Genomic DNA, 14,267 nt, shown 5'->3' on the forward strand with positions numbered 1-14,267 from the left:
CCAGCGCGAGAGGTATTGTCAAGAGGGTTCTGCTCACCTCGGTGGGCGATTTTTGTGCCCCTCGTGGGGGACCCTCCCGTTTGCGACCGACCCCTCATTGGAACGGAGAGCACGCGTGACCCGCAGCGTGTACGTGACCGGAATCGACCGCGGCGACGGCCGCCAGGTCGTCGAGCTGGGGGTCATGGAACTCCTGACCCGCCAGGTCGACCGGGTGGGTGTCTTCCGGCCGCTCGTCCACCACAGCCCCGATCGTCTGTTCGAACTGCTGCGCGCCCGTTACCGCCTCTCCCAGGACCCCACGACGGTCTACGGCATGGACTACCACGAGGCGTCCGCGCTCCAGGCCGAGCGGGGCACGGACGAGCTGGTCTCCACGCTGGTGGACCGGTTCCACCGCGTCGCCCGTGACTACGACGTCGTCCTCGTCCTGGGAACCGACTTCGCCGACACCCAGCTCCCCGACGAGCTGTCGCTGAACGCGCGGCTCGCCAACGAGTTCGGGGCGTCCGTGATCCCCGTCGTGGGCGGACGCCGGCAGAGCGCCGAGTCCGTGCTCGCCGAGACCCGCAACGCCTACCGCGCCTACGACGGCCTGGGCTGCGACGTCCTCGCCATGGTCGCCAACCGGGTGGCCCGCGAGGACCGGGACCTCATCGCCGAGCGGCTGGACTCCTCCCGGCTGCCCGTGCCCTGCTACGTGCTGCCCGACGAGCCCGCCCTGTCCGCGCCGACCGTCGCGCAGATCGGCCAGGCCCTCGGCGCCAAGGTGGTGCTCGGCGACGACTCCGGGCTCGCCCGGGACGCGCTCGGCTTCGTCTTCGGCGGCGCGATGCTGCCCAAGCTGCTGGGCGCGCTGACGCCGGGCTGTCTGGTCGTGACCCCGGGCGACCGCGCGGACCTGGTCGTCGGCTCGCTCGCCGCGCACAGCGCCGGCACCCCGCCGATCGCGGGCGTCCTGCTCACCCTCGACGAGGTGCCGAGCGACGACGTCCTCACCCTCGCCGCCCGCCTCGCCCCGGGCACCCCGGTCCTGTCGGTCCCGGGCATGAGCTTCCCGACGGCCGAGCAACTCGTCGCCCTGGAAGGCAAGCTGAACGCGGCAACGCCGCGCAAGGCGGAGACCGCGCTCGGCCTGTTCGAGCGGTACGTCGACACCGGCGACCTGCTCAAGCGGGTCTCCGCGCCCAGCAACGACCGCGTCACACCGATGATGTTCGAGCACAAGCTGCTGGAGCAGGCCCGCTCCGACAAGCGCCGCGTCGTCCTGCCCGAGGGCACCGAGGCCCGTGTCCTGCACGCCGCCGAGGTGCTGCTGCGCCGCGGGGTCTGCGAACTCACCCTGCTCGGCCCGGTCGACCAGATCCGCAAGAACGCCGCCGACCTCGGCATCGACCTCGGCCACGCCCAGCTGATCGACCCGGCCACCAGCGAGCTGCGGGACGCCTTCGCCGAGAAGTACGCGGCCCTGCGCGCCCACAAGGGCGTGACCGTGGAGCTGGCGTACGACGTGGTCAGCGACGTGAACTACTTCGGCACGCTGATGGTCCAGGAGGGACTCGCCGACGGCATGGTCTCCGGCTCGGTGCACTCCACCGCCGCGACCATCCGGCCCGCCTTCGAGATCATCAAGACCAAGCCGGACGCCGACATCGTCTCGTCGGTCTTCTTCATGTGCCTCGCCGACCGGGTGCTGGTGTACGGCGACTGCGCCGTGAACCCCGACCCGAACGCCGAGCAGCTGGCCGACATCGCCATCCAGGCGGCCGCCACCGCCGAGCAGTTCGGGGTGGACCCGCGGATCGCGATGCTGTCGTACTCCACGGGTACGTCGGGTTCGGGCGCCGACGTCGACAAGGTGCGCGAGGCGACCGAGCTGGTCCGGCTGCGGCGGCCCGACCTGCGGATCGAGGGGCCGATCCAGTACGACGCCGCCGTCGAGCCGACGGTCGCGGCGACCAAGCTGCCCGAGTCGGAGGTGGCCGGGCAGGCGACCGTGCTGATCTTCCCCGACCTCAACACCGGCAACAACACCTACAAGGCCGTGCAGCGGTCGGCCGGCGCGATCGCCGTCGGACCGGTCCTCCAGGGCCTGCGCAAGCCGGTCAACGACCTGTCCCGGGGCGCGCTCGTCCAGGACATCGTCAACACCGTCGCCATCACGGCGATCCAGGCCCAGTCCCCCGCCCCGACCCCCAGCGAGAAGGCGTCCCAGCAGTGAGCTCGTCCCGCGGCACCCGCGTCCTGGTCCTCAACTCCGGTTCCTCCTCGGTGAAGTACCAGCTGCTCGACATGAGCGACAGCAGCCGGCTGGCCGTGGGGCTCGTCGAGCGCATCGGCGAGCAGTCCTCCCGGCTCAAGCACACGCCCCTGGCCGGCGGCGGCCAGGCGCGGGAGTGGAGCGGCCCGATCGCCGATCACGACGCCGCGCTCAAGGCCGTGGCGGAAGAGCTGGCCAAGGACGGGCTCGGCCTCGACTCCCCCGAGCTGGCCGCCATCGGCCACCGGGTCGTGCACGGCGGGCAGACCTTCACCGCGCCGACGGTCGTCGACGAGGCGGTGCTCGCCGAGATCGAGCGGCTGATCCCGGTCGCCCCGCTGCACAACCCGGCCAACCTCACCGGCATCCGCACCGCCCAGGCACTGCGCCCCGACCTGCCGCAGGTCGCCGTCTTCGACACCGCGTTCCACACGACGATGCCGGAGTCGGCCGCCCGCTACGCGATCGACGTCGCCACCGCCGACGAGCACCGCATCCGGCGCTACGGCTTCCACGGCACCTCGCACGCGTACGTCTCCCGGGCCACCGCCGAGCTGCTGGGCAGGTCGCCGCAGGAGGTGAACGTCATCGTGCTGCACCTGGGCAACGGGGCGTCGGCCTCCGCCGTGCGCGGCGGTGTGTGCGTGGACACCTCCATGGGGCTGACGCCTTTGGAGGGGCTCGTGATGGGTACGCGATCCGGAGACGTGGATCCGGCCGTCATCTTCCATTTGACGCGCGTTGGCGGAATGTCCACGGACGAGATCGACACTCTTCTCAACAAGAAGAGCGGCTTGATCGGGCTGTGCGGGGACAACGACATGCGGGAGATCCGCCGCCGGGTGGACGAGGGTGACGAACAGGCGCAACTCGCCTTCGACATCTACATTCACCGTCTGAAGAAGTACATCGGCGCCTATTACGCGGTGCTCGGCCGGGTGGACGCGATCGCCTTCACAGCCGGAGTCGGGGAAAACGCGAGTCCCGTACGAGAGGCTGCGGTGGCGGGCCTGGAGGAGCTGGGGCTCGCGGTGGACGGCGAGCTCAACGCCGTACGGAGCGACGAGCCGCGGCTGATCTCCCCCGAGCACGCGCGCGTGGCCGTGGCCGTGGTGCCCACCGACGAAGAACTGGAGATCGCGACACAGACCTACGCGCTGGTCGAAAAGAGCACCTGAGCGAATATCGGAGCAGCTGAGCAATTACACGTCAGTAACACGCCTGAGCGCCCGGCCGCCCATTTGTCTCTTCCACCAGACGGAATATTCCGTAGCGAAACAAACCGATAGGATCGCCCCATGCGCCGTTCGAAAATCGTCTGTACTCTCGGCCCCGCGGTCGACTCCCACGAAATGCTCGTGTCCCTGATCGAAGCCGGCATGAACGTGGCCCGCTTCAACTTCAGCCACGGCACGCACGCCGAACACCAGGGGCGGTACGACCGCGTCCGGGCCGCCGCCAAGGAGACCGGCCGGGCCATCGGTGTCCTCGCCGACCTCCAGGGCCCGAAGATCCGTCTGGAGACCTTCGCCGAGGGCCCGGTGGAGCTGGAGCGCGGTGACGAGTTCGTCATCACGACCGAGGACGTCCCCGGTGACAAGCAGATCTGCGGGACCACCTACAAGGGCCTGCCGGGCGACGTCTCGCGCGGTGACCAGATCCTCATCAACGACGGCAACGTCGAGCTGAAGGTCCTGGACGTCGAGGGCCCCCGGGTCAAGTCGATCGTCATCGAGGGCGGTGTCGTCTCCGACCACAAGGGCATCAACCTGCCCGGCACCGCCGTCAACGTGCCGGCGCTGTCGGAGAAGGACGTCGAGGACCTCCGTTTCGCGCTGCGCATGGGCGCCGACATGATCGCGCTGTCCTTCGTCCGCGACGCCAAGGACGTGGCCGACGTCCACAAGGTGATGGACGAGGAGGGCCGCCGGGTCCCCGTCATCGCCAAGGTGGAGAAGCCGCAGGCGGTGGACAACATGGAGGACGTCGTGATGGCGTTCGACGCCGTCATGGTGGCCCGCGGTGACCTGGCCGTCGAGTACCCGCTCGAGAAGGTCCCGATGGTGCAGAAGCGCCTCATCGAGCTGTGCCGCCGCAACGCCAAGCCGGTGATCGTGGCGACCCAGATGATGGAGTCGATGATCACCAACTCCCGCCCCACCCGCGCCGAGGCCTCCGACGTGGCCAACGCGATCCTGGACGGCGCGGACGCGGTCATGCTGTCCGCCGAGTCGAGCGTGGGCGCCTACCCGATCGAGACCGTCAAGACGATGTCGAAGATCGTCGCCGCGGCCGAGCAGGAGCTGCTGAGCAAGGGCCTCCAGCCGCTCGTCCCCGGCAAGAAGCCGCGCACGCAGGGCGGTTCGATCGCCCGCGCCGCCTGCGAGATCGCCGACTTCCTGGGCGGCCGGGGCCTGGTGGCCTTCACGCAGTCCGGTGACACGGCCCGCCGGCTCTCCCGCTACCGCGCGTCCCAGCCGATCATCGCCTTCACCACCGACGAGAACACCCGCAACCAGCTGGCCCTCAGCTGGGGCGTCGAGTCGCACGTCGTGCCGTTCGTCAACAGCACCGACGAGATGGTCGACCTGGTGGACCAGGAGATCATCAAGCTCAACCGCTTCCACCCGGGCGAGATCGTCATCATCACCGCCGGTTCGCCCCCCGGCGTCCCCGGCACCACCAACATGGTCCGCGTCCACCACCTGGGCGGCGAGAAGTAGGGACACGGGCCCGCGAGGGCCCCTGTACGGCGCTGAGGGCGCCCCCTGGATCAGGGGGCGCCCTCAGGCGTTTCGCGGCTCCCGAACGGGCTTCGTGGGGCGCTCAGTCGGTGATGAAGTTGTGCAGCCCGGGCACGTGCAGGGTGCCGCCGAACTGGCCGGCCTGCACGACCGTCACCTTGGTGAAGTAGATCAGCGGGATGTTCAGCGGCGGCGGGCTCTTCGGGCTGAACGTCACCGGGATCAGCCCCAGCAGGTTGCCGGAGATGCTCTCGGTGTACATCACCGTGTCGCCGCCGCGGATGGTGGACGTCGAGCCCTTGGCCGCCTGCACGTGGTAGGTCTTGCCGGACTGCTTGTCCTTCACCGTCTGGTGCAGGTCGCCGATGTCGGTGCCGTCGGAGATGACGTACTTCAGCACCTCCTTGGTGGTGCCGTTGGCCGTCCTCACCTTGACGATGCCCTTGTAGTCGGCGCCCTTCAGCAGCAGCGAGCTGGCGTTCAGGGACCAGGGGTCGTCGGGCAGCGGGACGGTGTTGTCGACACCGCCCTCCTCGTCCGTGGCGACCGGGCAGTCGTCGACGTCCGTGGTGGAGCTGGGCGACGGGCTGGCGGTGGCCGCCTCGGCCGCCTTGTCGACCGCGTCCTTGGTGTCCTCGGCCGCCTCGGACGGCGTGCCGGTCGCGTCGGACGTGTCCTCGACCGTCTCCTCGGCCGTGTCGGTGACCTTGTCGGTGGTGTCCTTGACGGCGTCGGGGGCGTCGTCCCCGCTGTCCTCGGACGCGGAGGCCGAGGGCGACGGCGTCGGGCTGGCGCTCGCGGACGGCGTGGCGCCCTGACCGCCGGTGAAGATGTCCTCGATGGCGCCGCCGATCTCCTCCAGCACGTTTCCGCCGCTCTCGGAGGCCGAGGGCGAGGGCGTGGCGGTGGCGCCGGACTGGGAGCCACCGGAGGAGCTCTCCGAGGCCGAGGCGGAGGGCGTCGGCGTGGGCTCGGCGTCGTCGTCGGAACCTGAATCCGACGAGGAGCCGCCACCCGAGCCGGAGCCCGAGTCCGAGTCCGATCCCGAGTCCGCGTTCGAGGAGGACTCGGTCGCCGAGGGCGTCGCCTCCGCCTCGTCGTCCTCGGACTCGCTCGCGGACGGCGAGGGCGACGCGGACGCGTCGTCCTCCAGGGCCGCGACACAGTCCTTGTACTCGTCGGCCGTCAGGCTCTTGGAGGCGGGCTGGTCCTCGGCGTTGGCGAGCGTCGGCGTGAACCCCATCCCCATGAGGACCGCCGTCGGCATCGCCGCCAGGGCTATCGCCTTTCCGGCCGGCATGTGGAACCGGGTGAACAGCGGCTTCTTGGGCGCCGCATGGCGCGGCCCGGTTCTCGCACGGAACACCTCCACATCGGTTCCGTGGGTCACCTCGTCAGCCGGCACTGTGCCTCCCGTTCGCCCCGTTCGCCGGGCTCGTTCCTGACAGATCGTTCGGCTCACCGACGTCGTACGCGTCCTTGGAGAGCGTGGGGACCGCACCCGCGGGCGCGTTGCCCACGCCCGTGGTGTCCTGCTGGAGCGGCTCCTGCGCCGCCGGCTCGCCCGGCACCCAGGCCACGGCCATCGCGCCGCCGACGAGAGAGAGGAGGAAGCCGACGAGGAAGCCGCCGAGGTTGGACACGGGGATGGACACCAGGGCCAGCAGGATCGCCGCGACGCCCGCGAAGGTGCGCACGTGCTTCTGGAACCAGAGGCTGACGCCGAGGACGACCAGCAGCACGCCGATGATCAGCGAACCGGCGCCGGCGGTGGTGGCCATCGCCAGGGTCAGGTGACCGATCTGCAGGTGCGCGTAAGGGAAGTACGCGATGGGGATTCCGCCCAGGAGGACGAACAGGCCGGCCCAGAACGGCCGGTCGCCCCGCCAGGCGCGGAACTTCCGCTTGGCGACCCGGATGTAGTGCTCATCATTGCCGGGTACGGCAGGAGTCTCGGCGCTCATGGAAAACAGCTCCCTGGTGCGGCGTTGCTGTGGTGGTGAGGGGTACGGCACGTGAAGAACCGCGCTTCACAGTGGACGGGCGGGGGCGCCACCGGCTCCCCCGCCCGTCAGCGAGTGCTTAGTAGCACTCCTTGACACCGGACGACAGCGACATCTTCAGGCCGCTGAGCTTGAAGGTGCCGGCGGTGGTCGCCCACGCCGTCTGCTTCACGTCGCTCAGCGTGGCCTTGTCGGCCTGCTGGGCGAACCCGAAGGGGTTGGACTGCTCGTTGCCGCCCTTCATGCCCGGACCCTTGCTGGCGTCCTTGGCGGCCACACCGATGTCGATGTTCTCGAAGACCGCGTCGGCCTCGAGGTCCTGGACGTCGATGTACAGGTTCTCGGCCTGGACGGGAGTACCGCCGCCGCCCGCCTTCAGGATCAGGCTGACGGAACCGAGGACCGGGATGTTCGGCGTGACCACGGACTGGCACATGCCGGTGATCGAGGCCGACTTGAACGCCGAGACCGCGACGGGGTGAGCCGTCTTCTTGCCGTCGAGGGTGTACCCCGAGTCAAGGGCGCCGTACTGGGAGAAGCCCGTACCGACGAGCTTGTCCGCGGTCACCTTGAACGACTGGCCCGACACACTGAACGACGCGGCGAGAGCGCCCTGCGCGAGGGCGACACCTATCGCAGCCGTGGCGGCCACGCTGGGCACCATCACGACGGCGAACCGCTTCCATCTGGTCCCGCCACGCACCTGGGACTCCATATTTCCTCCTTCTCGGACGTACATCTCCTGGCCCTGACTACGCCTGTCGAACATGACGGCTCAGCCGGGCAGGGATGGGAGAAGCGCTACGTCCTCGGGAAGGGGAGCGCCCGTACTCGGAGGCGCGAACCGCGCACCGATCACCGGCGATCACCCCCGAGCGACAACCACTGGTCGCGCCTGAAGCACACATCACGCACAACCTTGCTGGACAGGCTTCACCGGAAGGCGAAGACCCCCCTGCCCAAGAGCCGGCACCACTGCTGCCGGCTCTGCTCGGTGGGGACCCAGGAGTTCCCGCGGCCCGACCGGCTGTCGGGGTACGGGAATGGACCGAGCGTCGCCGATCGTGGTGCATTCTCGCCGCCCGCACAAGGGGCTTCGTTACTCGGTAGTAACGGCGTGATAACCGAACAACGACCCGCCGGTCTCGGCCGACGACTGAGGGTGGCCCGAAGGGGGCGGACAAAGATGTTGATGATCGGACAGAATCCGACAGATCAACGTCCAAAACTTACTTGTAGTAACAGCGGCCGCGATTACCAAGATTTGGTAAAGCGCGGCCGCTGTGACGCCTCAAGGGCGGTTTCTTCACTCGGGCACCACAGGCCCGGACGTTTAGTGACTGGTCAGAACGGGGCTCCCGCCCCGCTCGCACACCGGGCTAGAACAGCGCCCGCGCCAGCGACCGACGCGCCGCGACCACCCGCGGATCATCGGCCCCGACCACCTCGAACAACTCCAGCAGCCGTACCCGTACGGCATCCCGGTCGTCACCGAACGTGCGCCGCACGGTGTCGATGAGCCGCCCGAAGGCGTCCTCGACATGACCGCCGACCAGATCCAGATCGGCCGCGGTGATCTGCGCCGCCACGTCGGACGGCTTCCCGGCGGCCTCCTCGCGCACCCGCTGCGGGTCCAGACCCTGCACGCGCTGGAGCAACTCGGCCTGGGCGAGGCCCAACTTGGCCTCCGAGTTGCCCGGGTCGTCGTTCAGCACGTTCTTGTACGCCTGCACCGCACCGCCGAAGTCCCCCGCGTCCAGGGCCTGTACGGCGGCCTCCAGCAGGGCGTCATGGGGTCCGGCCGGCACCGCGGGAGCCGCGGCCCGCTCGGCGCCCGGCGCGGCGTCCGGGTCCACCACGAGGCCGGTGAGGCCGAAGCGCTGCTCGGCGACCTGCACCAGCTGGTCCAGGGTCTGCCGGATCTGCGTCTCGTCGGCGGCCCCCTGGAAGAGGGGCAGCGCCTGCCCGGCGACGACGGCGAACACCGCCGGGATGCCCTGCACCCCGAACTGCTGCATCAGCATCTGGTTGGCGTCGACGTCGATCTTGGCAAGCAGGAAGCGCCCGTTGTACTCGACGGCGAGCCGCTCCAGCACCGGGCTCAGCTGCTTGCAGGGCTGGCACCACTCGGCCCAGAAGTCGATGACGACGGGCACCTCGGTGGAGCGCTGGAGGACGTCCTGCTCGAACCCCGCCTCGTCGACGTCGATGACGAGATCGGCTGGGGAGAGGGCTCCGGGGCCTCCGCCCTGCCGGGCCGCTTCGGCGCGCGCCTGCTCCGCCTTCGCCTTGGCCTCCTGGGCCGCCTTCACCGCGGCGAGGTCGACGACTCCGCTCATGGACATGTTCCGTGGCTGCATGCGTCTATCCTCCCCCGTCCGCGCGCCCCATGTGCCGCATACCCCCGGCCGGTGCTCATGCCGGGTCTGACCGTGTGCTGTTCGGCGCCGGGTCCCCACCCCACGCCAGTGGTTTCGCTACGAGTCGTAGCGTAATGGCACCGGGTGCCTTCCGGGTACCCGGTGCCGGTGATCTCTCTCACCCGGCCGCGGCGGAACCGGCGGTTATCGTCGTGGGATGCAGAGCCGCGCTCCCGCCCCACGGGCCTCCGGACGCCCCCGCAGCGCCACCGCGGACGCCGCGATCCTCGGGGCGACCCGTCAGGCACTGGTGGAGCTGGGCTGGTCCAAGCTCACGCTGGGGGACGTGGCGGCGCGGGCGGGCGTGGCGAAGACCACGCTCTACCGGCGCTGGCCGGGCAAGAACGAACTGGTCGTCGACGCGGTGGCGGAGCTCTTCGACGAGCTGGAACTCCCCGACCGCGGCACCCTCGCCGCCGACATCGAGGGCGTGGTGCTGCAGTTCGCGGCGATCCTCGCCCGCCCGGAGGCGAAGAGCGGCCTGATGGCGGTGGTGACCGAGTCGATCCGCGACGACGCGCTGCGCGAGCGCATCCGCTGCTCGATCGTGGAGCGGCAGAAGCGTCTGGTCCTGGAGGGCCGGGCGCGTGCCGAACGCCGGGGCGAACTCCCCCCGGACACCGACCCCGCGGAGTCCGCCCGGACCGTCGACCTGATCTTCGACGTGGTCGCCGGGGCGGTGGTGCACCGCACGCTGGTCAGCTCCGAACCGGCGGACGAGGAGTGGGTGCGCGGGTTCACCCGGGTGCTGGTGCTGGGGCTCGCCGGCGCCGCGGCGGACTGAGGCCGCCGCGGCCGCCCGTCGCGCTCAGAAGCCGGCCGGCTCCGTGTACACGCCCCACTCGTCGCGCAACACCCCGCAGATCTCGCCCAGGGTGGCCTCGGCGCGTACGGCGGTCAGCATGGGCTCGATCATGTTCGAGCCGTCCCGGGCGGCGGCGAGCATGGCGTCCAGGGCCCTGCGCACCGCGGCGTCGTCCCGGGCGGCCTTGCGCTCGCCCAGCATCCGCACCTGCTCGCGCTCGACCTCGTGGCTGACGCGCAGGATCTCCAGGTCGCCGGTGACGGACCCGTGGTGGACGTTGACGCCGACGACCCGCTTGTCGCCCTTCTCCAGGGCGCGTTGGTACTGGAACGCGGACTCGGCGATCTCGCCGGTGAACCAGCCGTCCTCGATCCCGCGCAGGATGCCGGAGGTGACGGGCCCGATGGGATGCCGCCCGTCGGGGTGGGCGCGCAGGCCCCGCTCCTTGATCTGCTCGAAGATCTTCTCCGCCTCGGCCTCGATACGGTCGGTGAGCTGCTCGACGTACCACGAACCGCCCAGCGGATCGGCCACGTTGGCGACCCCGGTCTCCTCCATGAGCACCTGCTGGGTCCGCAGCGCGATCTCGGCGGCCTGCTCGGAGGGGAGCGCGAGGGTCTCGTCGAGGGCGTTGGTGTGCAGGGAGTTGGTCCCGCCGAGCACCGCGGCGAGCGCCTCGACGGCGGTACGGACGACGTTGTTGTACGGCTGCTGGGCGGTCAGCGAGACCCCGGCGGTCTGCGTGTGGAAGCGCAGCCACTGCGCCTTCTCGGACCTGGCGCCGTACACGTCCCGCATCCACCGCGCCCAGATCCTGCGCGCCGCGCGGAACTTGGCGATCTCCTCGAAGAAGTCGACGTGGGCGTCGAAGAAGAAGGAGAGCCCGGGCGCGAAGACGTCGACGTCGAGCCCGCGGCTGAGCCCCAGCTCCACGTACCCGAACCCGTCGGCGAGGGTGTAGGCGAGCTCCTGCGCGGCGGTGGCCCCGGCCTCCCGGATGTGGTAGCCGGAGACGGAGAGCGGCTTGTAGGCGGGGATGCGGCGCGCGCAGTGCTCCATCAGGTCCCCGATGAGCCGCAGATGGGGCTCGGGCTGGAAGAGCCACTCCTTCTGGGCGATGTACTCCTTGAAGATGTCCGTCTGGAGCGTGCCGTTCAGCACCCCCGGATCGACCCCTTGCCGCTCGGCGGCGACGAGGTACATGCAGAAGACGGGAACGGCGGGCCCGCTGATGGTCATGGAGGTGGTGACGTCCCCGAGCGGGATGTCCTTGAACAGCACCTCCATGTCGGCGGCGGAGTCGATGGCGACCCCGCAGTGCCCGACCTCCCCGAGCGCGCGCGGATCGTCGGAGTCCCGCCCCATGAGCGTGGGCATGTCGAAGGCGACGGACAGTCCACCGCCCCCGTTGCCGAGGATCATCTTGTACCGCTCGTTGGTCTGCTCGGCGTTCCCGAACCCGGCGAACTGCCGGATGGTCCACGTACGCCCCCGGTACCCGGTCGCATACAGCCCCCGGGTGAAGGGGAACTCCCCCGGCCACCCGATCCGCTCGAACCCCTCGTACCGATCCCCCGCCCGGGGCCCGTACACCGGCTCCACGGCGTCCCCGGACAAGGTGGTGAAGTCGGCCTCCCGCTTGCGCGAGGCGTCATACCGGGCCTGCCACCGTCGGCGGCCCTCTTCAATGGCGTCAGCGTCCATGCTTCGAATTTACTAGGACGTCCTAGTAAAAGTCGACGGTGAACCGCCGCGAGCCCTATCGCGGCGGTGGTGTTACCGGGCGCTACGCCTTGGCGACGACCGCGCCGTCCACCGCCACCTGGGCCTCGAGCTCGCGCGTGACCTGGCGTTCCACGAAGAACGCGGCCGTCGGGACGGTGCCGGCGAGCAGCACCCAGAGCTGCTTCTTGACCGGCCACTTGGCCTTGGAGCCCAGATCGAAGGCGAAGACCAGGTAGATGACGTACAGCCATCCGTGGGCGATGCCGACGACACTCGTGAAGCTGTCCGCGCCGTCCATCTTGAGCAGGTACTTGGCGACGACACCGAGGGTCAGCAGGACGAGCAGCACGCCGGTGACATAGGCCATGACGCGGTAGCGGGTCAGCACGCTCTTTTTCATGGGTACGAGCGTAACCGCCGGTTTGAGACGATCTTCCGGCACCCCGGAGCGGCCCTCGACGCGCCCCCTCAGGCCTCGTCGAAGTCGTGGGCTGCCACTCGGAGGGGGCGCAGCATCGCGAAGAGTTCGGCGCATTCCTCCGCGTCGTAGACGCCGAGGCCGAAGTCCATGGCCATGAGGTCGCGGGTGGCGGACTCGACGACCTCGCGGCCCTTGTCGGTGATGACGGCGAGGGTGCCGCGGCCGTCGTTGGGGTTGGGCTTCTTGTCGACGAGGCCGGACTTGACCAGGCGGTCGACCGTGTTCGTGACCGACGTGGGGTGGACCATGAGGCGCTCGCCGATCTTGGACATGGTCAGCTCGCCGGCCTTGGAGAAGGTGAGCAGGACCAGGGCCTCGTAGCGCGCGAAGCTCAGTCCGTAGGGCTTGACCACCGCGTCGACCTCCGCGAGGAGGATCTGGTGGGCGCGCATGATCGAGGTGATCGCGGCCATCGACGGCACGTTTCCCCAGCGCTGTTTCCAGAGCTCGTCCGCTCGGGCGATGGGATCGAAGGGGAGACTGAGGGGCTTCGGCACGGCAACAGACCTTACCGGCCGGTCACATCGTGGTCAGCCCCGTCTTGTCATTCGGTCGCCCCACCGGTCCACCCCTCGGGCACCCCTGCGCGCGACCCCTCGCTCCGGCGGGCCGTCACCGCCAGCGCCGCACAGCACGCCGTCCCCAGCAGCCCCGCCCCCGCCACGGTCCACGCGACCCCCGCGAACTCCGCCGCGACCCCCGCCAGCGCCATCCCCACGCCCTGGATCGTCATCAGCCCGGCCGTCAGCAGCGTCATCGCCCGCCCCCGCAACTCCTCCGGCACAGCTCGCACGAACCACTGGTCAAGGCCGAGCGTGTACGCCGACCCCGCCCCCGACAGCAGCAGGAGCGCCAGGGAGACCGCGAGTCCGGGGTGGAGCAGATACGCCACGTACGGCAGGAGGGTCAGGGACACCAGCGGCAGCGCGATCCGTTCCCGTGCGGCCGGCTTCAGCCGTGCGCCCGCCCACAGCTCACCGGCGATCGTGCCCACCGGCAGCGCGCACATCAGCAGCCCGAGCCCCACCGAGCCCGCGCCCAGATCGTCGGCGTACGGCGCCGCCAGCGCCTCCGGCACCACCGAGAACATCGGCGGCACCCAGAACAACAGCAGCAGCACCCGCACCCTGCGGTTCGCCAGCACCTGCCGCGCGCCTCTCAGCGACTCCGTCACCAGCGCGCCCCCGGTCCGCGCCCGTGCCGGCCGCCGCAGCGTCCCGAAGCGCAGCAGCACCGCCGACACGCAGAACGTGCCCACCGTGATCAGCAGCGCGTGCCGCGGCGCGACGACCGTCAGCAGCAGCCCGCCCAGCCCGTACCCCACCAGCAGCGCGCTCTGCGACACGATCCTCAGCAGCGAGCGGCCCAGCACGAACAGGTCGCCGTCCCCGAGGATGTCGGCCAGCGTCGCCATCCGCGTCCCCTGGAACACCGGCGCCACCAGCGCCAGGGCGCACCGCAGGGCCAGCAGCGGCGCGATGCCCGCGCCCGGCGCCGCCATCGGCAACACGCACACCGCGCACACCAGGTCGCACACCACCAGAACCCGCCGCGCCGGGAAGCGGTCGGCGATCCCCGCGAGCAGGGTGCCGCCGACGACGTACGGCAGGAACCCGAGCGCGAACGCCAGCGCGCTCAGCAGGGGCGAGCCGGTCAGGTCGTAGACGAGGACCGACAGGGCGATCTCGCTGACGACCACGCCCAGCAGGGAGAGCAGGTGCGCCGCGAAGACCGCGCGGAACTCGCGCACGGCGAGAACGCGGGCGTAGCCGGTGGGCGGCGGGGCCGCGGTCACGGTGTCCGTCATGGGCAGCAGCGTGCCGAGCGGG

Annotated in this window: 12 protein-coding genes; 4 read left to right on the top strand and 8 right to left on the bottom strand. The window is 70.3% G+C overall.

Annotation, left to right across the window (positions count from 1 at the left end):
* Window positions 1-115: 115 nt before the first annotated feature.
* From pta to pyk, 3 genes are all read left to right on the top strand, one after another.
* Window positions 116-2,221 carry a phosphate acetyltransferase gene (pta, locus tag ACZ56U_RS12425; protein WP_469083994.1) on the top strand — a complete coding sequence of 702 codons (2,106 nt, stop codon included), beginning with the start codon at window positions 116-118 and terminating at the stop codon, window positions 2,219-2,221.
* Window positions 2,218-3,438 carry an acetate kinase gene (locus ACZ56U_RS12430; RefSeq protein ID WP_469083995.1) on the top strand — a complete coding sequence of 407 codons (1,221 nt, stop codon included), beginning with the start codon at window positions 2,218-2,220 and terminating at the stop codon, window positions 3,436-3,438. Before pta ends, ACZ56U_RS12430 begins: the two co-directional genes overlap by 4 nt.
* A gap of 120 nt (window positions 3,439-3,558) precedes the next feature.
* The gene (pyk, locus tag ACZ56U_RS12435) at window positions 3,559-4,983 is read left to right on the top strand and encodes a pyruvate kinase (RefSeq protein ID WP_391232698.1); all 1,425 of its coding nucleotides are present in this window, start codon (window positions 3,559-3,561) and stop codon (window positions 4,981-4,983) included.
* Window positions 4,984-5,086: 103 nt separating this feature from the next.
* Here pyk and ACZ56U_RS12440 read toward each other — a convergent pair whose 3' ends face one another.
* The 4 genes from ACZ56U_RS12440 to ACZ56U_RS12455 form a co-directional block, all read right to left on the bottom strand.
* Window positions 5,087-6,409, bottom strand: a complete 1,323-nt coding sequence (locus ACZ56U_RS12440) for a hypothetical protein (protein WP_469083996.1) — start codon at window positions 6,407-6,409, stop codon at window positions 5,087-5,089.
* Complete coding sequence (locus ACZ56U_RS12445) at window positions 6,399-6,968, bottom strand: DUF6114 domain-containing protein (protein ID WP_469083997.1); 570 nt, start codon at window positions 6,966-6,968, stop codon at window positions 6,399-6,401. Before ACZ56U_RS12445 ends, ACZ56U_RS12440 begins: the two co-directional genes overlap by 11 nt.
* 118 nt (window positions 6,969-7,086) lie before the next feature.
* Window positions 7,087-7,722 carry a DUF6230 family protein gene (locus ACZ56U_RS12450; RefSeq protein WP_469083998.1) on the bottom strand — a complete coding sequence of 212 codons (636 nt, stop codon included), beginning with the start codon at window positions 7,720-7,722 and terminating at the stop codon, window positions 7,087-7,089.
* 664 nt (window positions 7,723-8,386) lie between these two features.
* Window positions 8,387-9,367: a tetratricopeptide repeat protein gene (locus ACZ56U_RS12455; RefSeq protein WP_469083999.1), complete on the bottom strand. Its 981-nt coding sequence runs from the start codon at window positions 9,365-9,367 to the stop codon at window positions 8,387-8,389.
* A gap of 217 nt (window positions 9,368-9,584) precedes the next feature.
* Between ACZ56U_RS12455 and ACZ56U_RS12460 the strand changes: the two genes are divergently transcribed.
* Window positions 9,585-10,211 (top strand): TetR/AcrR family transcriptional regulator, encoded by a 627-nt coding sequence (locus ACZ56U_RS12460; RefSeq protein WP_469084000.1) that lies wholly within the window; start codon window positions 9,585-9,587, stop codon window positions 10,209-10,211.
* A 24-nt stretch (window positions 10,212-10,235) separates the two neighbouring features.
* Here the strand turns inward: ACZ56U_RS12460 and ACZ56U_RS12465 are convergent, their stop codons facing one another.
* The 4 genes from ACZ56U_RS12465 to ACZ56U_RS12480 form a co-directional block, all read right to left on the bottom strand.
* A complete protein-coding gene (locus ACZ56U_RS12465) occupies window positions 10,236-11,936 on the bottom strand; it encodes an acyl-CoA mutase large subunit family protein (RefSeq protein ID WP_469084001.1) in 1,701 nt (566 codons plus the stop codon).
* 82 nt (window positions 11,937-12,018) lie between these two features.
* A complete protein-coding gene (locus tag ACZ56U_RS12470; RefSeq protein WP_469084002.1) occupies window positions 12,019-12,357 on the bottom strand; it encodes a DUF3817 domain-containing protein in 339 nt (112 codons plus the stop codon).
* Between the two features lie 68 nt (window positions 12,358-12,425).
* Window positions 12,426-12,935, bottom strand: a complete 510-nt coding sequence (locus tag ACZ56U_RS12475) for a MarR family winged helix-turn-helix transcriptional regulator (protein ID WP_469084003.1) — start codon at window positions 12,933-12,935, stop codon at window positions 12,426-12,428.
* 47 nt (window positions 12,936-12,982) lie between these two features.
* Window positions 12,983-14,245 carry an MFS transporter gene (locus ACZ56U_RS12480; protein ID WP_469084004.1) on the bottom strand — a complete coding sequence of 421 codons (1,263 nt, stop codon included), beginning with the start codon at window positions 14,243-14,245 and terminating at the stop codon, window positions 12,983-12,985.
* Window positions 14,246-14,267 lie beyond the last annotated feature (22 nt).

It is taken from the genome of Streptomyces sp. NPDC034103, assembly GCF_055575395.1.